The sequence below is a fragment of the Dokdonia sp. genome (assembly GCF_039945015.1).
GTDB lineage: Bacteria > Bacteroidota > Bacteroidia > Flavobacteriales > Flavobacteriaceae > Dokdonia.
Window position 1 is genome coordinate 157922 of the sequence record NZ_JBDUXP010000021.1, and the last position, 22239, is coordinate 180160.

Here is a 22239-nt window from a genome sequence, read left to right on the forward strand (position 1 = left end):
TAATCACTAATACTATGTTTCTAAAAAAAATCCTTTTAGCAGGATTGGTCTTCTGTTGCTTTGTTGCGTACGGACAAGACTATTTTCCTGCCAATGGCGGTGTAAAATCTAAAAATGAAAATTACACAGTCTTTACAAATGCAACCATTCACACATCTCCTACAGAAACTATCAAAAACGGAACGCTCGTTGTTCAAGATGGGAAAGTAGTACGTGTCGGAAAGTCTGTTGCCATTCCTAGTAATGCCATTACTATTGACTTAGACGGAAAACATATCTACCCTTCTTTTATAGATATGTATACTGGTTTTGGAATAGAAAAGCCAAAACGTGCTGGTGGCGGTGGTCGAGGATCTCAATATGATAATACACGTGAAGGGTATTATTGGAATGATCATATCCGTCCAGAAGTAAACGGAATCGATGATTTTGAGTATAGTTCAAAAAATGCAAAGGCATTTATAGATGCTGGTTTTGCTGTGGTAGCAACACATCAACATGATGGAATTGCAAGAGGTACGGGCGCATTAATTGCACTAAATTCTAGTGGGAATACAGCCAATAGGGTTTTAGATAATAATCTTACACAGCATTTCTCTTTTGATAAGAGTAGAACGTCTGGGCAATCGTATCCTACATCAAAGATGGGAGCGATGTCATTAGTACGTCAGTTACAGTATGATTTAGATTGGTACGAAAAAGGAAATGTAACCACAACCGACCTTTCTCTAGAGGCACTGACAGAAAATAAATCGTTACCTCAAATTTTTGAAGGTGATGATGTATATGATGCGATACGTATCGATGGAATAGGAGATCAGTTTGGTCTTAACTATATGATCGTAGGATCTGGAGATGAGTATAAGCGTATCAGTGAGATTAAGAACTTGAATAGAACGTTTATTTTACCACTGGATTTCCCAGATGCGTATGATGTAGAAAACCCATTTGCGGCTTCTTATATAGATTTAGGAGATATGCGTCACTGGAATCAAGCACCTACAAATCCTAAACTTTTTGAGGAGAATGGGATTCCTTTTGCACTTACGACGTTTAAACTAAAATCTCCAAAAGAGTTTAAAGGGAAATTGATGAAAGCGATTAAGCATGGTCTTTCTAAAGAGAAAGCACTTGCAGCGCTTACAACTGTTCCTGCACAATTACTTGGAAAGAGTAATGAGATTGGAAGTTTGAAAAGCGGAAGTTGGGCAAACTTTATGATTACTTCGGGAGAGATTTTTGATTCAAAAACGGCTTTATATGAGCACTGGATACAGGGTGAGAAGACCGTTGTGAAGGATATGAATGTTGCCGATATCGATGGTACGTATGCGATGCGTATTGGGAATACATCATATACTCTTGAAGTAAAGAACTCAACAAAGAAAGCAGGATTCACACTTAAGAATGGAGATGAGGATGTAAAGAGTGAAGGAAAATATGCCGACGGATGGATGAACTTAACATTCCCTAGTAGTGATGATTCATTTGTACGACTTGTAGGTCAAGTAACCAATAATCGTTTTAACGGAAAGGCGGTATTGCCTAATGGAAACGAACAGTCGGTTACTGCGACACGAACGCCATCTGAAGAAAAAGAAAAAGAAGATAAAAAGAAAGATAAAGCCGATGCTCCTGTAGTGATGCCATTGACGTATCCAAATATTGCTTTTGGTTCAAAAGCACCTTTACGTCAACAAGATATCTTAATTACAAATGCAACGGTTTGGACTAACGAGGCGCAAGGAGTACTTACCAATACAGATGTTCTTATTAAGGACGGAAAAATAAGTAAGATTGGAAAGAATCTTTCGGCGAGTCGTGCCTTGGTTATTGACGGAACAGGAAAACACGTAACGGCAGGAATTATAGATGAGCATTCACATATAGGTGCTTTTGCTATTAATGAAGCTGGACATAACTCTACTGCAGAGGTACGTATGTCTGATGTGATTAATCCAGATGATAGTGATATCTATCGCAACCTAGCTGGTGGGGTAACGTCTATCCAATTATTACACGGGTCTGCAAACCCTATTGGTGGGCAGTCTGCAGTCATGAAATTAAAGTGGGGGGCATCTATAGATGCAATGTTACTTAAGGATAAGAAGTTTATCAAATTTGCTTTAGGAGAAAATGTAAAGCAGTCTAACTGGCCAAGTTTTAGCCGTTTTCCTCAAACACGTATGGGGGTTGAGCAAGTATTTGTAGATTACTTTACAAGAGCAAAGGAATACGAGGCTCTTAAGAAAAGTGGGAAGTCATACCGTATGGACGAAGAGATGGAGACGGTAGTCGATATCTTAAATGGAGAACGTTATATCTCTTGTCACTCGTATGTACAGAGTGAGATCAATATGCTTATGAAGGTTGCAGATCGTTTTAATTTTAGAATTAACACGTTTACGCATATCCTAGAAGGGTATAAGGTAGCAGATAAGATGGCTGCTCATGGGGTAGGAGGATCTACCTTTTCAGATTGGTGGGCTTATAAGTATGAAGTAAATGATGCAATTCCATACAATGCAGCGATTATGCATAATGCAGGAGTTGTTGTTGCTATCAATAGTGATGATGGTGAGATGTCTCGTCGTTTAAATCAAGAAGCTGCTAAGATTGTAAAATATGGTGGCGTCTCAGAAGAAGATGCTTTAAAGATGATTACATTAAACCCTGCTAAGTTGTTACATATGGATGACCGTACAGGAAGTATTAAAGAAGGAAAAGATGGAGATGTTGTTCTTTGGTCTGACCATCCATTATCGATCAAGGCAAAAGCAGAAAAAACAATTATAGAAGGAACTGTTTACTTTGATATTGATAGAGATGCTCAATTAAGAGCAGATGTACAACAAGAGAAGAGTACCCTTACTGCAATGATGCTTGCAGAGAAAAAGAAAGGTTTAAAAACGCAACCTGCAAAGAGAAAAGAAAAGCAGCGTTTACATTGTGACACAACAGAAACGATCCATTAATATGAGAACACTAAGAAAATATATGACTATAGCGTTCGTATTGATCGCTTCGGTAGGAATAGCACAACAAACACCAGCACCCGCTCAAACAGAAGTATATACTATTGTAGGAGCTACAGCACATATAGGAAATGGAGCTGTTATTGAGAATTCTATAGTTATTATAGAAGATGGAAAAATCAGTGTATGTGCAGATGCAACAACGTCTAAAGTAGGGCAGAGAGGTACTGTTATAAATGCGCAGGGAAAACATATATATCCTGGATTTATAGCGACCAATACAACCTTAGGACTTGTAGAAGTAGGCGCAGTTCGCCCATCAAATGATGATGATGAGATAGGGGATATGATTCCTCACATACGTTCTTTAATAGCGTATAACGCAGAATCTAAAGTTGTAGAGAGTATGAGACCTAATGGAGTCCTTATGGCGCAAATACGCCCATTAGGTGGAAGAATCTCAGGAACATCATCTGTAGTACAACTAGATGCGTGGAACTGGGAAGATGCCGCTGTAAAAGCAGATGACGGTATTTATGTAAACTGGCCATCTAGTATGACTAGAGGAAGATGGTGGTTAGGAGAAGATCCTGGGTTTAAAGCAAACAAAAATTATGTAAAGGATATTAATGAGTTAAAAACATTTATTCATAATGCTAGAGCATATTCAAAAGGAGGTTCAGATACCAACCTTCCTTTTGAAGCAATGAAAGGAGTGTTTGACGGAAGTCAGCGGTTATTTATAGCAGCAAATGATGAACGTCAAATACGCGATGTCATTGCTTTTAAAAATGAAATGAATATCCAACATGTAGTACTCGTAGGAGGATACCAAGCCGATAAAGTTGCTAGTGATCTAAAAGCAAATAATATTCCTGTGATTTTACAACGAGTTCAAGACTTACCAGCAATGGATGATCACGATTATGATTTGCCTTATAAATTACCTAAACTGCTCACAGATGCAGGTGTTCTTGTAGCCCTAGGATATGATGGAGAATACTGGCAAGTACGTAATCTTCCTTTTTATGCTGGACAAGTAACACAGTTTGGAATGAGTGATGCAGATGCATTAAAGCTTATTACAGAAAACCCAGCAAAAATCCTTGGATTAAATACAACAGCAGGGACACTTGAAGTAGGAAAAGATGCGACTTTATTTATAAGTGATGGGAATGCACTTGATATGAGAGGGAATCAATTATCTAGAGCTTTTATTCAAGGGAGAGATATCAGCCTTGAAAGTCATCAAACAAAACTTTGGAAACGTTACTCTAAGAAAGTAGTGGGAGAAAAATAGAAATAAAGAATATTTATAAAAAAAGAGATTGCTTTTTTAAGCAATCTCTTTTTTTATGTCAATGTAATTTAGCAAATTAAAAGAAGACTTACTATGATGTACATGTAGTATTCAAACTAACTTTACATAAAGGTTAGTAAATACTATTTATTTTTACGTAATTGCAATGCTTTTTAAAAATCAAAACTAACATATGCGAGATACTCATTACATCAGTAGTGCAATCTTAGATCTGGCTACAATTTCTACGATACTACAAGAGGATAAATTAATAGCCTTAAGCGAAGAAAGCCGTAATAATATTAATACTTCAAGAGCTTATCTAGATGCTAAGATAGAAGGGAATTCAAAACCTTTTTATGGGATTAATACTGGCTTTGGGAGTCTGTGTAATGTGGCTATAAAAAATGAGAATCTTACGCAATTACAAGAGAACTTAATGCGATCCCACGCATGTGGAACAGGAGAGTATGTACCTAAGTCCATTGTAAAACTTATGATTTTGCTTAAAGTACAATCATTAAGCTATGGTCATAGTGGGGTACATATCAATACCGTAGAGCGACTTATTGATTTTTATAATTTAAATATTCTACCTGTAGTATATACACAAGGGTCTTTAGGGGCTAGTGGAGATCTTGCACCATTAGCACATTTATCATTACCCTTAATAGGAGAAGGACATGTTTGGGATGGGGATGAGACCGCTTTCGCGAAAGCTATATTAGAAAAACACAATTTAACACCTATAACGCTTCAATCTAAAGAAGGATTGGCTTTACTTAACGGAACCCAATTTATGGTTGCTTACGGATTGCATGCGTTATTAAAATGTCATAAACTATCCTATCTAGCTGATATGATAGGCGCGATATCTATAGATGCATTTAATTGTAATCTATCTCCTTTTGATCCATTAGTGCATTATGTACGACCGCATCGAGGACAAATTAAAACTGCCGAACGTATTCAAGAGTTTCTTGCTGATAGCGAAATTGCACAAACTGAAAAAGAAAACGTACAAGATCCATACTCTTTTAGATGTATACCTCAAGTACACGGAGCGACTAAAGATGTCATCCGATATGCTTCTAAGACATTTAAGACAGAAATGAATAGTGTTACAGATAATCCTAACATTTTTGCAGAAGATGATAAGATCATAAGTGGTGGTAATTTTCATGGACAACCACTAGCACTCTCATTGGATTTCCTTGCTATTGCCATGGCAGAACTAGGAAGTATTAGTGAGCGTCGTACCTATCAACTCATAAGCGGACTTAGAGATTTACCTCCTTTTTTGGTGGACAATCCTGGACTGCATAGTGGTATGATGATACCTCAGTATACAGCAGCAAGTATTGTAAGTCAAAATAAACAACTTGCAACACCAGCTAGTGTAGATTCTATAGTATCTTCTAATGGACAAGAAGACCATGTAAGTATGGGTGCAAATGCTGCAACCAAATTGTATAGAGTTGTAGAAAATATAGAAACAATTCTAGCGATAGAGCTCTTAAATGCATCACAGGCATTACACTTTAGAGCGCCTACAAAAACGTCTAGCTTCTTAGAGTCTATGATAACTGCTTATAGAAAGGAAGTTCCTTTTGCAACAGTAGATAGAATATTCTCAACAGATATTCATAAAACAAAAGAGTTTATGAATACGATACAAGTAGATCCAGAAATGTTATTTAGTTAGTATAATATTTTGTTCATCCATTGAACAGCTTGTTCTAATGTACTAAATACTTCAAAAGGGTATTCAAAAAATTGTTTTTCGATTTCTGCATTTCCTTTACTAATAGGATCAGAAGATACGATAGCAATAGCTCTCATATTGGAGTTTTTTGCAGTATCTAAATATACAGTTGGATTTACAGAATAAGAATGGATTCTATGTGAGATATATCCGTATGCTTTTTCCTTAAAATGATTTTTACAAAATTTAAGAAATTCTGTATTATAATTAATGTCAAAAGTGATGCCTTCGTTCATTTCTGCTATCACGATGTCATTTTGTATTTTGACTTTTCCAAAGTCAAAATCAGTTTCAATTATGCTCAAAGTTGGTTATTGATTAGGGGGGTTAATAACTTATTTTAAAGCTAATCTCGGGCAAAAAAATGTAAAAATCAAATCAATTTTTCACTGGATTAATAATCAAGTGTATAGGGTTAAAAAAAACTAATGACTGTTAGTTTGTGGTATAAATATTATACAGAAATCATGAATTATGTGAACTATTTAACTTTATGAATTTTGATTTTATATGAGGTGAATTCATTAAAATTGAAGGTGTGTAGAAGAGAAATTTTCCATGATTCTTTTGGTGTATAACACTAAGATTCTAGTTGTACGTATGACTTTACTTTATTTTCTCTACTATAGGTCCTAATTACTGTATATTTTTTTTATCAAAAAAATCTTTAGCCCAAGATATAGCTTCATCAAGATGTTCGTAAATCATTAATGTTTTATTAGAAAACTGTTTTTCAAATTGAACAATACCTTGTTTTGTCTTATCATTTGTGATAATGACTAGGGCTATTAAGTTTTCAATTTTATTGATACTATCATGTACTAGGGGGTCAAATGAATATGAATTTATACGATTTGAGATATAAATAAAAGGACGGTTTTTAATATGTTTATTTATAAGTATACTCAGTGATTCAACATGCAGGACTTCAAGATGAATTCCTTCTTTAATTTGATTGATCACATAATTCTCGTAAATAGAAATTTTACATATTTCTAAATCGTATTGGTGTAGCATGAGGGAGGTTGCTTTAAACAATAAAGATCGTCATTCTAGTATTGAATAGCAATAATTATATTTTGAAGAGTAGTGTTGTAATCATTATAAAAGAATGTGTTATTCTTTTATAGGAACCAGAGGTTGTTTTGGTTCGGGTAAAATTTCCATAAAATAATAGATAATACCGCCTATACTATTTGCAAAAATGATAATAAGTATCCAGATGAGTTGACCGTTATCTTGTTGTTTAAGTTTTTGGTTTTTTGTGATGTGTATGATATGTATAATGAGTGAAGCAAGTCCCGTAATTATCATTAAAAATAAAAACACAAAGGCAATTGCAAATCCAGAAAAGAAAGCTTCTGGTGGAGCAGAACTTGATGGGTCATTTGCTATTTCACTAAAAGTACCAATGAAGATACTAAAGAAGGAAACTAAGTACCCTATCAAACAAAGAATAGGCATACATGTAAGTATACCTATTCCTATTTTTTGTGCTTTTGATAATTTCATAACACTATTCAGATTCTGTTGTAGTCGCTTTTTCTATAGTAATGGTTAACTCATTACTTTTTTCATCCAAGTCCATTAGAATAGCATCTCCTTCAGTAAGCTTTGCAGTTATAATTTCTTCTGCCAGCGCATCTTCGATATATTTTTGAATAGCGCGTTTTAAAGGTCTAGCACCATAATCTTTATCAAATCCTTTATCACTTATATAATCTTTAGCCTTATCTGTCAAGCTTAAGTTATATCCAAGATCTTGGATACGGTTAAATAATTTTGCTAATTCTATATCTATAATTTTATGGATATGTTCTCTTTCTAGCGTATTAAATACCACAACATCATCTACACGATTTAAAAACTCAGGAGCAAATGCTTTTTTCAACGCATTTTGAATAACGCTTTTTGCATTATCATCTGCTTGTGTTTTACGTGCAGAAGTACCAAAACCAACTCCTTGACCAAAGTCCTTAAGTTTACGAGCTCCAATATTTGAAGTCATAATAATAATGGTATTTCTAAAATCGATTTTACGTCCTAAAGAATCTGTTAAGTATCCATCGTCAAGTACTTGTAATAACATATTAAAAACATCTGGATGTGCTTTTTCTATCTCATCTAGTAAGACGACTGCATATGGTTTTCTACGTACTTTTTCTGTAAGTTGTCCTCCTTCTTCATATCCTACATATCCTGGAGGTGCTCCTACAAGTCTTGATATTGCAAACTTCTCCATATACTCACTCATATCAATACGTATAAGAGAGTCTTCATTGTCAAAAAGCTCTTTTGCAAGTACTTTTGCCAGTTGTGTTTTTCCAACACCAGTTTGCCCTAAGAAAATAAAAGAACCTATTGGTTTATTAGGATCCTTAAGTCCTGCGCGATTACGTTGAATTGCTTTTGCAACCTTTGCAACAGCTTCATCTTGTCCTATGACATTATTCTTAATAGTAGCAGGAAGATCAGCAAGCTTGTTACTTTCTGTTTGTGCAATACGATTTACAGGAATTCCAGTCATCATACTCACTACATCGGCAACATTATCTTCAGATACAACTTCTTTGTGAAGTTTTGATTCTTCTTCCCATCGTTCTTGAGCTATTGTAAGTTCTTTTTCAAGATTTTTTTCATCATCACGTAGCTTAGCCGCTTCTTCATACTTCTGTTTTTTAACAACAGTCGTTTTAAGTTCGCGTACTTCTTCAAGTTTACGTTCTAAGTCTAATATTTTTTTAGGAACATCAATATTTGTGATATGAACGCGAGAACCAGCTTCATCCAATGCATCTATCGCTTTGTCTGGAAGGAATCGATCTGTCATATATCTATTTGTAAGCTTCACACATGCTTCGATAGCATCATCTGTATAACTTACATTATGATGTTCTTCATACTTTTCTTTAATATTCTGAAGAATCTCTATGGTTTCCTCTACAGTTGTAGGTTCGACAATTACTTTTTGGAAACGACGTTCTAAGGCACCGTCTTTTTCTATGTGTTGTCTAAATTCATCTAGCGTTGTAGCTCCTACACATTGTATTTCACCTCGAGCGAGAGCAGGTTTAAACATATTAGAAGCATCTAGTGATCCTGTAGCACCACCAGCGCCTACGATGGTATGAATTTCATCTATAAAAAGAATAATATCATCATTCTTCTCGAGTTCATTCATCACAGCTTTCATACGCTCTTCAAACTGACCTCTATACTTCGTACCGGCAACTAAGCTTGCAAGATCAAGAGTTACTACTCTTTTGTCAAAAAGAATACGTGATACTTTACGTTGTACAATACGTAGTGCAAGTCCTTCTGCAATAGCAGATTTACCTACTCCAGGTTCTCCAATAAGTAATGGATTATTCTTTTTACGTCTACTCAAAATTTGAGAAACACGCTCTATTTCTTTTGTTCTTCCTACAACAGGATCTAGTTTTCCTTCTTCTGCCATAACCGTGAGGTCACGTCCAAAATTATCTAGAACAGGAGTCTTGCTTTTTTTGCTTCCTTTTGAAGCAGAAGGGTTTCCAAATGGATTTTCTTTATCTCCTTCATTACTTGATTCCTGTTCATCACTAAATTCTGACTTTATAGGTTCAATAAAATCGTCCTCTTCGTTTGCCATCATAAGTTTAAATTGGTCTTTTACATTATCATAATCTACCTTAAGTCTATTTAAGAGCTTTGTGGTAGGGTCGTTTTCGTTACGAAGTATACACAACAATAAATGTGCAGTATTAATAGACGAGCTTTGAAAGAGTTTTGCTTCTAAAAACGTTGTTTTAAGAGCGCGCTCAGCTTGCCTTGTTAGGTGTAAATTCTTTTTGTCATTGCCTTGAGGTGTACTATTGGGATTTGCAGGACTTAAAATCTCGACTTTACGTCGTAAATGATCTAAGTCTATATGTAGCGCGCTTAATATATTAATAGCTTTACCACTGCCATCTCTCAACAGCCCCAGCAACAAATGTTCTGTTCCTATAAAGTCGTGCCCTAATCGTAAAGCTTCTTCTTTACTGTAGGCAATCACGTCTTTTACTCTAGGTGAAAAATTATCATCCATAATTTATATCTCCTTTTCGTTCATTGTAAATTTAAGGAATCTAGCTCAAAAACCGTTCCGCTTGAATTACTTAGTAGCTAATAGACAAAATAACTGACAGTTTGCCAAGTGTATTGTGTTGTAGTTATTAAAAATGCCTTGTTAAATATTGTTAATAAATAGTCCGCTTTCGCGAAAGCATATACCTATAAAACCCCGTTAAATTCGGTATATTGCTAGCTAGTAAAATTGTGATAAAAATTTAATCAATTTATATATGGCAGGAGGAGAAAAACTGATCTCAATTAATATTGAAGACGAAATGAAATCAGCGTACATCGATTATTCGATGTCGGTCATTGTGTCACGCGCCTTACCTGATGTAAGAGATGGTCTTAAACCTGTGCACCGTAGAGTACTTTTTGGTATGCACGAATTAGGTATACGTGCAACAGGAGCTCATAAGAAATCTGCAAGAATCGTAGGGGAAGTACTTGGAAAGTATCACCCACACGGAGATACATCTGTATACGACGCCATGGTGCGTATGGCTCAAGAATGGAGTTTACGTTATATGCTTGTTGATGGGCAAGGGAATTTTGGATCTGTAGATGGAGATAGTCCAGCAGCAATGCGTTATACCGAAGCACGTATGCGCAAGATATCTGAGGATATGCTTGCAGACATTGATAAAGATACTGTAGATCATCAACTTAACTTTGATGATACGCTATATGAACCTAAAGTATTACCTACACGAGTACCTGGATTACTTATTAATGGAGCATCAGGTATTGCAGTAGGAATGGCTACAAATATGCCTCCTCATAACTTAACAGAAGTTGTAAATGGTACGGTTGCTTATATCGAGAATAACGATATAGAAATCGATGAGCTTATGGAACACATAAAAGCTCCTGATTTCCCTACTGGAGGAACTATTTATGGGTATGAAGGTGTAAGAGAGGCTTTTAAAACAGGAAGAGGACGTGTTGTAATGCGTGCTAAAGCGACTATAGAAGAAGTAAAAGGACGTGAGTGTATTATCGTTACTGAAATACCATATCAGGTAAATAAGGCCGATATGATCAAGAAAACGGCAGATATGATCAACGATAAAAAGTTTGATGGTATTTCTGCTATACGTGATGAATCCGATAGAAACGGAATGCGTATCGTTTATGTTTTAAAAAGAGATGGTATTCCTAATATTGTATTAAACACGCTTTATAAGTATACAGCATTACAATCTTCTTTTAGTGTAAATAACATTGCACTAGTAAATGGACGACCAGAGATGCTTAACCTTAAAGACATGATCCATCATTTTGTGGAGCACCGTCATGAAGTAGTTGTACGTAGAACAAAATACGAACTTAAAAAAGCAGAAGATAGAGCACATATCCTTGAAGGATTAATTATTGCATCCGATAATATTGATGAAGTAATTGCAATCATAAGAGGAAGTTCAAATGCAGATGAAGCAAGAGCAAACCTTATAGAACGTTTCAAACTCTCTGAAATACAAGCAAAAGCTATTGTAGAGATGCGATTACGCCAGTTAACAGGTCTAGAACAAGACAAGTTACGTGCAGAGTTTGAAGAGATTATGAAGACTATAGAAGATCTTAAAGACATCTTAGCAAATAAGGAACGTCGTATGACTATCATCAAAGATGAGCTTCTAGAAGTACAAAGAAAATATGGAGATGAGCGTCGTTCTGTAATAGAATATGCAGGAGGTGATGTAAGTATTACAGATCTTATCCCAGATGAAAAAGTGGTAATTACCATATCTCATGCGGGTTATATAAAACGTACGTCACTTACAGAATACAAAACACAAAATAGAGGAGGCGTAGGGCAAAAAGCATCTACAACTCGTAATGAAGATTTCCTAGAACACCTATTTGTAGGAACAAATCATCAGTACATGCTATTCTTTACACAAAAAGGAAAATGTTTCTGGATGCGTGTTTTTGAAATTCCTGAAGGAAGTAAGACTTCAAAAGGGAGAGCTATTCAAAACCTTATTAATATAGAACAAGATGATAAGGTAAAAGCATTTGTAACTACAAATGACCTTAAGGACGAAGAGTACGTAAATAGTAACTATATTATTATGGCGACTAAAAAAGGTCAAGTGAAGAAAACATCTCTTGAGCAATATTCTCGCCCTAGAACAAATGGTATAAACGCAATTACGATTAAGGAAGGTGATGAATTACTAGAGGCAAAACTAACAAATGGCGAAAGTCAAGTGATGTTGGCAGTTAAGTCTGGTAAGGCAATACGCTTTGAAGAAAGCAAGACAAGACCTATGGGTAGAGGCGCTTCTGGTGTTCGTGGCATAACTCTTGCAAATGAAAATGATGAAGTCGTAGGAATGGTATCTGTAAATGACATAGAAAGTAATATTCTTGTTGTCTCAGAAAAAGGATATGGTAAACGTAGTAGTCTTGAAGATTATAGAATTACAAATCGTGGAGGTAAAGGAGTAAAAACCATTTCTGTAACTGATAAAACAGGAGAACTAGTAGCCATAAAGAACGTAACAGATGAAGATGATTTAATGATCATTAATAAATCTGGTATAGCGATTCGTATGGAAGTCGCAGACTTGAGAGTAATGGGTAGAGCCACACAAGGTGTTAAGCTTATTAACTTAAAAGGAAACGATTCTATAGCAGCAGTAGCAAAGGTAAAACATGAAGAAGATGATATTGATGAGGATATCGATGATGCAGAAGGTGTAGAAGGAGAAGTATCGCAAGCAACTGAAGATCAGGCAGATTCACCCTCAAATACAAATACTTCTGAAGAAGAAGAATAAATAAATGGGGTTGAATAAATTTTAATTAATTTTATAACCCCTTAATACTAAATAAATAGATAATGAAGACTAAATTTTTATTTGTAATAATCCTTGCTTTTGGCGTTTCAGCATTTGCTCAAAAGAAAGAAGTTAAAGCCGTAGAAAAAGCATTGAAAAATGGAAACTATGGTGAAGCAAAGAACCTTGTTGGAGCTGCAGAAGCTTTAATAGGATCTATGGACGAAAAGACAAAGACCAATTTTTTACTTGCAAAAGCAAAAGCTTTTCTAGGTGTAAATAATAAGAATGCAGAAGATCTAAAGGTTGCAGCAGCAGCTTTTAATATGCTTAAAGACACAAAATATAGCTCAGAGGCAGAATCTGGAGTCTCTAATGTTGTTGTTGCAATGATAAACTCTGCTATAGAAGATCAAAACACGCAGAATTATACAAGTGCTTCAACAAAGCTTGCAGATGCTTATAATTTTAGTAAAAATGATACCATTTATCTCTATTATGCAGCATCAAATTCTGTAAATGGAAAAGATTATGACACAGCATTAAAGTATTACAACCAGTTAACAGACCTTAATTTCACAGGTATTGAAACATTGTATTATGCTACAGAAGTTGCTACTAGTGAAGAAGTACAGGTGCCTTCAAAACAAGAGAGAGATCTTTTGGTATTAGCAAAATCTCATATCAACCCTATTGAGAAAAATAGTGAGTCTAAAAGAGGTGAAATTGCTAAAAATATAGCGCTTATCTACATGACACAAGGGAAAAATGAGAAGGCTTTAGAAGCAATGGCTTCAGCTAGAGCAGAAAACCCAGATGATCTTGTATTACTACGTTCTGAGGCAGATATCTACTTAAAGATGAAGCGTATGGATAAGTACCAAGAAGTAATTTCTCAAGTACTTGAAAAAGATCCTAATAACCCTGAACTATATTATAACTTAGGAGTAGGAGCAGATCAACTAGGAAATAAAGAAGATGCTAGAAAGTATTATGAGAAAGCAATAATGCTTAATCCTAAATATGCAGCTGCATATAATAATATAGGTGCTATTATTCTTAGTGGAGAAAAATCTATTGTAGATGAAATGAATAGCTTAGGAACATCTCGTGCTGATTATGATAAGTATGATGCATTAAAAGAAAAACGTCAAAGTTTATATACTGATGCAGCTCCTTTTCTTGAGAAAGCACTAGAATACCGTAGCTCTGATGAAAAAGAAATAGCCCGTTCTATAGAACTAGCTCGCACATTATATGGTATCTACCAACAATTGGGGGAAACTTCAAAAGCAGATACTATGAAGGCAAAAATGGAAATACTAGAAGGAGGGAATTAATACCACTTTCTCTATAAACTAAAAAAGCTCAACAATTGTTGAGCTTTTTTAGTTTATAGATGATTTTCTTTTCGCTTAAAGCGAAATAATACTACGGGAAATGAACAAAGAAACTATTGTGCTTTAGATCAAGATTATATTCATATCTATTAAGTGCCTGTACATAGAGTCCCGCTTTATAATTCCTTAATAGGGCTTTGTTTTAATTTCTTATTTGTATTAGTTCACTTTCTAAATCTGCTTTGGCTTCTAATTGATCTATACTTAGCGTTTCTTCTAGTAGATCATTGTTTTCATATGGATCGATAATTATATCATACATCTCTTCATTCCCATTGGCATTGATAAGTAATTTATAATGTCCATTACTTATAGCCCATAGATCGTTAGTTCCATCATTTTTTTCAACATATTGATAATCTCGAAGTGTAGTAGTTTCCGAAAATAGTGGCATAAAACTTTTACTATCGTTAATTTCTGTAATAGAAACCCCTGTTATTTCTGCTATTGTAGCATATAAGTCGGTACTAGTAATTAGGTTATTATCAGTATCACCAATCCTATTTACCCCTTTTCCAGAAACAAATAAAGGAGTGTTAACACCACCTTGATATAAAGACCCTTTTGCAGAAAAATTTGAATATGGAAATTGCGCTACTTGATTAGGAGTTCCATTATCCCCTATAAATATGATCACAGTATTTTCTAGCTCATCTTCAGGAATACTTTCCAAAAGACGTCCAATTTGATAATCCATTGCTTCAATCGCGGCTAAATAATAAGGTAACTCATCCATCCCATCTACGAAGTCTGGTAAGTTACCTTGAGAATGCATTTCAACTGGAGGCGCATGAAATGGGGTATGTGGTGCCGTATATGCTAACCATAGAAACCAAGGTTTGTCTTGAGCGGTTACCCAGTCTATAGATAAATCTGTAAACTTTTCAGTAATATAACTGGTCTCTATTGTTTGTTGTTCATCATTTGTGAGTGGCCATTGATAATAACTTTGAACAGCACCTCCGCTTAATCCAGTATAGTAATCGATTCCAAATAATTCAGGATTAGAAACCATTCCATTTCCTGATAAATGCCATTTCCCAATAATAGCTGTTTCATATGCATCATTGGTTTGTTGATCAATGTATCGCTGTATTGTAGTTTCTGAATTACTAAGTTCATCACCAGCCCATTTTACACCAGTTCGATATCCGTATTTTCCTGTAATGATGGAAGCTCTGGTTGGAGAACAAGTAGGGTATACCCAACAATTATTGAATGTAATTCCTGAGTTTTTTATGTTATTTATGTTTGGGGTATTAGGTTTAATATTTCCTTCTGAAAATCCTACTGTGGCATCTTTCCCCATGTCATCTGCAATTATCAGTAAAATATTTGGTGCAGTAGAAGGAGGTGTTACACTCTCTTCAGTATCGGCCTCTTCTGTAATAGTAGTTTCATCATTATCGCACCCAAATAAAATGATTGATGCTACAATTATTAATAAACTAATTTTTTTTATGTCTTTTTTCATTCCTTATATAGAGTATACAGAAAATTAGACCAATAAATAAACCAATAGTTTAATAGATTTTATTTTTTTAAATTTTTATGTAATATTTAGTTAGGGTTTCTATGAAAGGACAGATTGCATGTAGATTGTTTGGCATTAATAACTTTCTTTAGTAAAATATTTTAATAACGGATGCGTATTCATTGTTTTTTAAATCTATGATGTTTTGTATACTATGTTAAGAAATGCATTTATTGTAATGTATTGCAGTTATTGCTTTATTAAATCAATGTTAATGATTTTTTTTATCCTTTCAGAAATATCAAAAACATTACTGTTTTTTTGATTTGTTAAGATGATGATAGATAGGTTTTCTGAATTAAAATGTTGTATGAGACCTTCATAATTTCCCATAGAACCGTGATGTGTGTGTTCCTTTATTTGACGATTATTTACTAGAGAATTACCAAGAGGAGCTTGCATATCTCTATCTTCTATCTGGGCTGTTTCTGTTAGGAAAAGTAAGGACTCTTTTTTAATAATAGTATAAGAATGTAATGCTTTTATCCAATAATGTAAATCTTCAGTAGTAGTACTTAATAATAAGTTTGGCGCACTTATTTTGTAATTATCTTGTTCAAGATCAGTATTAAAAGGTACTGCCATAGTTGTAATATCTTCATAGGGGTATCTTTCTTTAAATACAGTATTCTTCATATGAAGGGGAGTAAATAGTTTTTCTTGTACATATTCATTGAACTTCTGACCACTTACGTTTTCAATGATTTTTATTAATAGAAATGGGTTATTATTTGAATAGATATAATCAGTACCAGGTTGAAATTCTAATTCCTGAATATTCATCAGATCTTGTATTATATCTGTATCACTAATTAATTCATTTGCCGAAAAGTATTTTCCAAAATCGATTCTGGGTAACCCACTTGAATACTGTAATAAATTCTTAATGGTTATAGTTCTAGACCAGCTAGGAAAATTTGGGAGATACATTTGTATCGTATCATCGATGGTAAGTTTACCTTCTTCTGCAAGTTGCATAATAACAACGGCAGGAAATTCTTTATAGATGGATCCTACGCCAAATCTAAAATCACTTGATAACCGTTGAGTTTTTGAACTGTTAGCATAGCCAAATGATTTGTCATAGAGTTTATGATCGTCTTTAATGACTAAAACGTTTCCATTAAACTTCCCTTCCTTATGCAATCCACCAAGGATTGCATCAATTTTTTCTGCTACTTGTGGTTCATTATTGTCTTCCTGTTTTTGTTTACATCCTAGTATGCATAGAGATACTGTTATAAGTAAAAAAAAGTTGATGTTGTTTATTCTCATGTGTTCTAAGATGTAAAGAATTTATAGTAAGACTAATAAAAGATAGACTAGGTTACATGTGTATATTGTAGATGTTATAAGTCTCCTAACTCTTTGAACTTAAACTTTTCATTTTCAGCTGGTTCATGTTCGTCAAGCATTATTTTTTTTACCTCCTCAACAATTTCGGGGTATTGACTGGATACATCTGTTTTTTCTGTTGGATCTAATTCAAGGTCATATAATTCAACAGCTAAATTTCCATCAAAAATATTTTTTCGAATTCCCTTCCATTTACCAATTCTAACAGCTTGCTGACCATTGTAACTTGGGAATTCCCAATATAAAAATTCATGTTCTTTTTGATTTTGATCAAGTAGTGTAGGTTTAAAACTAACCCCATCAATGTTACTAGGAGGCGCAATACCTGCAATATCACATATGGTAGGCATTAGATCATAAAATGCTGAAATATGATTGCTTTTCGTACCAGGTTTGATATGATTAGGCCAACTAGCTATTAAGGGAATACGAATTCCTCCTTCATATACAAAACCTTTTGTCCGTCCATAACCGTTTGAAAAAGGCTTTGAACTCTCAAAATATTCAAAATCAACACCTCCTAAATATGTAGGACCATTATCACTAGAGAAGATGATTATTGTATTTTCATAAATTCCTTTTTCCTTAAGTAATTCAACAATTTCTCCTAATTGGTCATCTAAGTAGCTAATCATTGCAGCGTATGTAGCTCTGGGATATCTATTTGGAAAATAACTATCATCTCCAATATATGGTTCTTCGTCTCCTAAAATTTTCCTGTATCTATCTACGTATTCTTTAGGTGCCTGTAAGGGTAGGTGAGGTAGAGGTGATGCATAATACATAAAGAAAGGATCATCTTTGTTTTTTTCTATAAAGGATAAGGCCTTTTGTTGTATTTTTTGAGGTGCATATTCTTCTTGATTAAATTTTGAATAGCTTTCATCATTATACGGATCAGCTAGAGAATCTAATTTAGTCCTTGGAGCGACTAATTCATTATTTAATAATACTTTATCTGTATTTTCCCAAAGGTGAGCTGGGTATAGGTTATGGGCTTGTCTTTGACAATTATATCCATAAAAGAAATCAAATCCTTGAAGGTTTGGTATTCCATCAGTTTTTGGTGCGCCTAATCCCCATTTGCCTAAAATACTTGTTTTATATCCAGCCTTCTTTAATTGATCCCCCAATGTGACCGTATTTTCTGGAATAGGTCTTTGGCCTTCTAAACCTGGATCAAGAAAAGCTTTCTCATAGTCCCAAACATCACCACGTTCACTCCATTCATCATTGCCTCTTATAAATGCGTGACCAGTATGTTTTCCTGTTAAAAAAACATAACGTGCAGGTGCGCAGACGGGTGCTCCAGAATAATGTTGAGTAAACATCATACCATTATTTGCAAGTGCATCAATGTTTGGTGTTTTAATAATGGTTTGACCATAAACACCTACTTCACCATAACCGAGATCATCAGCTAGAAAGTAAATTATATTTGGAGCACGTTCTGTTTTTTTTTCAGTAGAGCAGTTCAATAGTGTAAAACTGCATAGTATTAGAATAACTATTTTTTTCATAGTTTTCAATTATCGTTAGTGCATTTGTACGTGGTAAGTTGTATCTGTACTAAGATACTAAAAAGATATAGCGTTTACTCTAATACTAATTTTGATTTCTTGAGTTTAGATAGGATTCTATTTTTTTCAGAATCCGATAAATTCATTTTTTCCAAAATAATTACTTGATCTGGTAATCCTTGATTCAAAATTTCAATTTTGGGTCTTTTAAAATCAAAGTGAAATCTCGAATCTTTTATAATTTTAATATCGTTAACTACTTTTTGTCTAATTAAAAACAGAATTCGATTTGGTGTTATTATTAATTGATTTTTTTTTCTAAACATGAAAAAGTAGATTACTGTTAAGATAGAATCCCATTGACCAAAAAAAAACTCCAATAGATTATCGCTTGGATATTTTTTAATATTCACTATTACGAGATCTTCACGCAAGAGGTTTTTAATAGCTGTTTTTTTCATTTACTACGTCACTTAGGTATTGTATAAATTCATATTGATTTCCGTCTGCATCAGTAAAATAATCTCTAATCCTAAATTGCTCAATCTGTTTTGGGTAATCTCTTTTGTAGCCGTTACTCAGTAAGTTATTAGTTATTTCTTCCACATCCTGCACTACAAATCCAAGGTGATTTATCCCAATGCTATCGTAATTATTGTCCACTTTTATATCATTCTGCCTAGCTTGATTAATAGCTATATATGTATCCTCATCTCCTAGATGAACCCACTTTCTTGTTTCATAGCCATCACCACCGCCTCCACGTATCTTGAAATGAGGAAAAGCAGTTTGAAAAAAATGAATTGCTTTTTGTAAATCATTAACCGTAATATTGGCATGTTCTAAATATATATTCTGTGTTCTCATAATATGTTGTTTTTAGTATTTAAACAAATATCACAATAGTAAATAGTATATAAAACAGACTTAAGTACAGAATATGAACTGTACTATGGTACAGGTTTTAGTTATAAAATTTGAATCAGTCCTTTTTTTAAACTAATATCTACAGCTTCGGTACGAGTTCCTGCATCAAGTTTTGATAGGATAGCAGTAACATGAAATTTAACAGTGCGTTCGGTTATGAATAATTGTTTGCCAATTTGGTTATTAGTAAACCCTTTTTTTACCAGATTTAATACTTCTAATTCACGCTTGGTAAGTGGCGGTTCTGGATATTGCAATTCTTTTTTCTTAAAATCCACCATTTCATTCTCCTCAGTTTCTTTGAGTAATAGCGAAAGTTGATCTTGTAAGTCTTTCGCTTTTTCTAGTGCTTCATTTACTTTGTTTTTGTTACCATTTTGGCTTTCATTTAGATTTGATATTATCGCATCCATTTGCGGATAGAAAACTCGCTTTAATACATTTTGAATAGTTGTTCTAGAAGAGGCTTTACTATGAGAATACGATTGTTGTAATCTGGTGCGCTGAATAGCAGTCCCTATCAATTCACTAATGGTGTTTAAAATGGTAAGTTCCTTTTTTTCTAATTGCCGTGTTTCTTTACTTAATAAATTCATGAGCCCTACCTTTTGACCGTTTATTGTTATAGGGATAGTTGCATGAAATTTCAATCCTTTCGTGCCAGTACTAATATCTTTTAGTCGGGAGCATGCTATTTCGCTAATATTTACTGCTTGATCAATATCGTTTGATAAGTATTGCTGTATGCAATAACACCAACCTGATAATCTCTCAGGGTATTGACTTAATGCAGGTGGTAAATTATGGGAGGCGGCTAGGTATACCGATTTATTGTTTGGTTCCGTAAGCCAAAACCAACCTGTTTCTACATCTAGAATTTCTACGGTCTTTTCTAAAGATTTACGAAGTGCAGAATCTAGAGAATATTCCTTGTTAAGGTGACTCGCTATTTCATATAAATGAGAAAAATAATCTTTATCGTTCATTATTAAGAACTAAAGTATAGAAAAAAGAGGATATTAAGATGTTGATCACATTTTAAATGTTTGTCAATATGATATTGGAGTATAGTATATAAATGGTGCTAATCTCCTAAATTAATACGTATTCAGATTTACAATCTTATAATTATTTTTATATATGTTGATCTACGCAATTTTTTATTAGATGTCTAATCTCAGGTAAAAAATCAATACTTTTTCCACGTAAAATAAGTTTGTTCTTTTTAGTTGATAAGTGATCAGAAAATAAATTGTCTTCTAAATTAATATCGACAATATATCCTCCAAACTGTAATGCCGTTTTCGCTATTCGCATGGGTAAACTAGTAGCACCAGAAGTTCCAATTATAAATAATACTCCAGTATTTTTAGCAATTCTTAATGAGCTATCAACTTTATTGGTTTTCTCATCATAATATTCATCAAACCATAAAATATTTGCGCGCATCCAAGCACCACAAGTTGGGCATTTTAAAGCGTCTATTTCCTCTTGTGATAGATCCTCTGTGAGTTCTTTGCCTTTTAATTCGGGTGGCATAGGTCTTATTTCGCTACATGATGCAGAGCATTTTACTTCACGATAGTTGCCGTGTATTTCAAATAATCTTTCGCTTCCAGCACGTCTGTGAAGATTATCAACATTTTGAGTTATTAATTGAAATCGGTCTTTCAGGTCATTTTCAATATCAGCAATTATTTTATGGCTTTGATTTGGTTTGGCATTTTCTAACATTCGTTTTCTAAAAAGGGTGTATTGCCAAACTTCTTCAGGGTTTTTATAGAAATATTCAAAAGTCCCAAATTTTTCAGGTTTGTGAAACTTCGTTCCTTTAACCCAAATCCCATCAGAACCTCTGTAAGTTGGAATTCCGCTATCTGATGATATTCCAGCTCCAGTCAAAAAAGTGAATTTATTTTTCTTCTCTTTTTTAAATACTTCCTCAATTATATTTTTTAACTCAATGTTTTTCAAACTATTTTGAACATTTTATGCAACTAACTTAATAAAAAAGGGATAAACAATATGAAAATAAGTAATTCTGTATAACATCATTAACAGCCCGTTTTTTAATCCATAATACTTTGTCCGAATGTCAATAGATTACTATCTGGATCAAGCACAGAAAATTCCTTTTGTCCCCAAGGTTTAATCTCTAGTGATCCATTAGGATGTATAGGTGTTTTTTTATCTAATAATGATTGATAAAAATCGTCAATATTCTCTACCCTAATATAGACCATTCCATAGTTCTCTTTTGGATTTAGTTCTTTAAATTCAAAAAAGTGAATTTGAATTCGGTCCTTTTCTATCATCAAATAACCTTCAAAGTCAGTACTCCCAAATTCTTTAAACCCTAATTTATTTATGTAAAATTCTTTCGTAATTTTTTTATCACGCATTGGTAATTTGGGATGAATGTCTATTAGCATGTTTATATTATTATATAGGTTAGGCCTAAATTAGTAAAAGAAAATGAGTTAGAGGAAAGTCCATAGGATTTTACGAGTATACACAGAACTAGAAAAGAATTTAAAAAAATAGTATACTAAAGTGTCATATTTATGATACACCTGTAACT

The 22239-nt window shown here is 33.9% G+C and carries 17 protein-coding genes; 5 read left to right on the forward strand and 12 right to left on the reverse strand.

Annotation, left to right across the window (positions count from 1 at the left end; all coding sequences use genetic code 11):
* Positions 1–14: 14 nt before the first annotated feature.
* From ABJD27_RS16955 to hutH, 3 genes are all read left to right on the forward strand, one after another.
* The gene (locus ABJD27_RS16955) at positions 15–2975 is read left to right on the forward strand and encodes an amidohydrolase family protein (protein ID WP_348161971.1); all 2961 of its coding nucleotides are present in this window, start codon (positions 15–17) and stop codon (positions 2973–2975) included.
* 1 nt (position 2976) lies between these two features.
* Positions 2977–4275, forward strand: a complete 1299-nt coding sequence (locus tag ABJD27_RS16960) for an amidohydrolase family protein (RefSeq protein WP_348161969.1) — start codon at positions 2977–2979, stop codon at positions 4273–4275.
* Positions 4276–4468: 193 nt separating this feature from the next.
* Entirely contained in the window at positions 4469–5980 is a 1512-nt protein-coding gene (hutH, locus tag ABJD27_RS16965; RefSeq protein WP_348161967.1) for a histidine ammonia-lyase, read from the forward strand.
* Here hutH and ABJD27_RS16970 read toward each other — a convergent pair.
* The 4 genes from ABJD27_RS16970 to ABJD27_RS16985 all read right to left on the reverse strand — a co-directional run bounded on the left by ABJD27_RS16970 (position 5977) and on the right by ABJD27_RS16985 (position 10109).
* The gene (locus ABJD27_RS16970) at positions 5977–6345 is read right to left on the reverse strand and encodes a hypothetical protein (RefSeq protein ID WP_348161965.1); all 369 of its coding nucleotides are present in this window, start codon (positions 6343–6345) and stop codon (positions 5977–5979) included. The two genes, hutH and ABJD27_RS16970, sit on opposite strands and share 4 nt — an antisense overlap.
* Before the next feature lie 331 nt (positions 6346–6676).
* On the reverse strand, positions 6677–7057 hold the full coding sequence (locus ABJD27_RS16975; protein ID WP_348161963.1) for a hypothetical protein: 381 nt from the start codon (positions 7055–7057) through the stop codon (positions 6677–6679).
* A 99-nt stretch (positions 7058–7156) separates the two neighbouring features.
* On the reverse strand, positions 7157–7552 hold the full coding sequence (locus ABJD27_RS16980; RefSeq protein ID WP_348161961.1) for a PLDc N-terminal domain-containing protein: 396 nt from the start codon (positions 7550–7552) through the stop codon (positions 7157–7159).
* A gap of 4 nt (positions 7553–7556) precedes the next feature.
* Positions 7557–10109, reverse strand: coding sequence for an ATP-dependent Clp protease ATP-binding subunit (locus ABJD27_RS16985; RefSeq protein ID WP_348161959.1), 2553 nt, complete (start codon positions 10107–10109; stop codon positions 7557–7559).
* Positions 10110–10365: 256 nt separating this feature from the next.
* On the opposite strand from ABJD27_RS16985, the gene gyrA reads away from it, so the two are divergent.
* Entirely contained in the window at positions 10366–12921 is a 2556-nt protein-coding gene (gene gyrA / locus ABJD27_RS16990; RefSeq protein ID WP_348161957.1) for a DNA gyrase subunit A, read from the forward strand.
* A 62-nt stretch (positions 12922–12983) separates the two neighbouring features.
* Positions 12984–14261 (forward strand): tetratricopeptide repeat protein, encoded by a 1278-nt coding sequence (locus tag ABJD27_RS16995; RefSeq protein WP_348161955.1) that lies wholly within the window; start codon positions 12984–12986, stop codon positions 14259–14261.
* Positions 14262–14463: 202 nt separating this feature from the next.
* Here ABJD27_RS16995 and ABJD27_RS17000 read toward each other — a convergent pair whose 3' ends face one another.
* The 8 genes from ABJD27_RS17000 to ABJD27_RS17035 form a co-directional block, all read right to left on the reverse strand.
* Entirely contained in the window at positions 14464–15795 is a 1332-nt protein-coding gene (locus ABJD27_RS17000) for a sulfatase-like hydrolase/transferase (RefSeq protein ID WP_348161953.1), read from the reverse strand.
* Positions 15796–16044: 249 nt separating this feature from the next.
* Positions 16045–17130, reverse strand: coding sequence for a serine hydrolase domain-containing protein (locus tag ABJD27_RS17005; RefSeq protein ID WP_348161951.1), 1086 nt, complete (start codon positions 17128–17130; stop codon positions 16045–16047).
* Between the two features lie 74 nt (positions 17131–17204).
* Positions 17205–18731: an arylsulfatase gene (locus ABJD27_RS17010; RefSeq protein WP_348161949.1), complete on the reverse strand. Its 1527-nt coding sequence runs from the start codon at positions 18729–18731 to the stop codon at positions 17205–17207.
* Positions 18732–18805: 74 nt separating this feature from the next.
* On the reverse strand, positions 18806–19192 hold the full coding sequence (locus ABJD27_RS17015; RefSeq protein WP_348161947.1) for a hypothetical protein: 387 nt from the start codon (positions 19190–19192) through the stop codon (positions 18806–18808).
* Entirely contained in the window at positions 19173–19598 is a 426-nt protein-coding gene (locus ABJD27_RS17020) for a VOC family protein (RefSeq protein ID WP_348161945.1), read from the reverse strand. Before ABJD27_RS17020 ends, ABJD27_RS17015 begins: the two co-directional genes overlap by 20 nt.
* 101 nt (positions 19599–19699) lie before the next feature.
* The gene (locus tag ABJD27_RS17025) at positions 19700–20644 is read right to left on the reverse strand and encodes a LuxR C-terminal-related transcriptional regulator (RefSeq protein WP_348161943.1); all 945 of its coding nucleotides are present in this window, start codon (positions 20642–20644) and stop codon (positions 19700–19702) included.
* 148 nt (positions 20645–20792) lie between these two features.
* Positions 20793–21632: a Sir2 family NAD-dependent protein deacetylase gene (locus ABJD27_RS17030; RefSeq protein WP_348161941.1), complete on the reverse strand. Its 840-nt coding sequence runs from the start codon at positions 21630–21632 to the stop codon at positions 20793–20795.
* A 95-nt stretch (positions 21633–21727) separates the two neighbouring features.
* Positions 21728–22090: a VOC family protein gene (locus ABJD27_RS17035; protein WP_348161939.1), complete on the reverse strand. Its 363-nt coding sequence runs from the start codon at positions 22088–22090 to the stop codon at positions 21728–21730.
* Positions 22091–22239: the final 149 nt, after the last annotated feature.

Excerpts from the sequence above, each read along its gene's own strand:
- ABJD27_RS16985 (WP_348161959.1), bottom strand. The coding sequence starts at position 10,109 with ATGGATGATAATTTTTCACCTAGAGTAAAAGACGTGATTGCCTACAGT.
- ABJD27_RS16980 (WP_348161961.1), bottom strand. The coding sequence starts at position 7,552 with ATGAAATTATCAAAAGCACAAAAAATAGGAATAGGTATACTTACATGT.
- ABJD27_RS16975 (WP_348161963.1), bottom strand. The coding sequence starts at position 7,057 with ATGCTACACCAATACGATTTAGAAATATGTAAAATTTCTATTTACGAG.
- ABJD27_RS16955 (WP_348161971.1), top strand. The coding sequence starts at position 15 with ATGTTTCTAAAAAAAATCCTTTTAGCAGGATTGGTCTTCTGTTGCTTT.
- ABJD27_RS17000 (WP_348161953.1), bottom strand. The coding sequence starts at position 15,795 with ATGAAAAAAGACATAAAAAAAATTAGTTTATTAATAATTGTAGCATCA.
- gyrA (WP_348161957.1), top strand. The coding sequence starts at position 10,366 with ATGGCAGGAGGAGAAAAACTGATCTCAATTAATATTGAAGACGAAATG.
- hutH (WP_348161967.1), top strand. The coding sequence starts at position 4,469 with ATGCGAGATACTCATTACATCAGTAGTGCAATCTTAGATCTGGCTACA.
- ABJD27_RS17025 (WP_348161943.1), bottom strand. The coding sequence starts at position 20,644 with ATGAACGATAAAGATTATTTTTCTCATTTATATGAAATAGCGAGTCAC.
- ABJD27_RS17020 (WP_348161945.1), bottom strand. The coding sequence starts at position 19,598 with ATGAGAACACAGAATATATATTTAGAACATGCCAATATTACGGTTAAT.
- ABJD27_RS17015 (WP_348161947.1), bottom strand. The coding sequence starts at position 19,192 with ATGAAAAAAACAGCTATTAAAAACCTCTTGCGTGAAGATCTCGTAATA.
- ABJD27_RS16960 (WP_348161969.1), top strand. The coding sequence starts at position 2,977 with ATGAGAACACTAAGAAAATATATGACTATAGCGTTCGTATTGATCGCT.
- ABJD27_RS16995 (WP_348161955.1), top strand. The coding sequence starts at position 12,984 with ATGAAGACTAAATTTTTATTTGTAATAATCCTTGCTTTTGGCGTTTCA.
- ABJD27_RS17010 (WP_348161949.1), bottom strand. The coding sequence starts at position 18,731 with ATGAAAAAAATAGTTATTCTAATACTATGCAGTTTTACACTATTGAAC.
- ABJD27_RS17035 (WP_348161939.1), bottom strand. The coding sequence starts at position 22,090 with ATGCTAATAGACATTCATCCCAAATTACCAATGCGTGATAAAAAAATT.
- ABJD27_RS17005 (WP_348161951.1), bottom strand. The coding sequence starts at position 17,130 with ATGAGAATAAACAACATCAACTTTTTTTTACTTATAACAGTATCTCTA.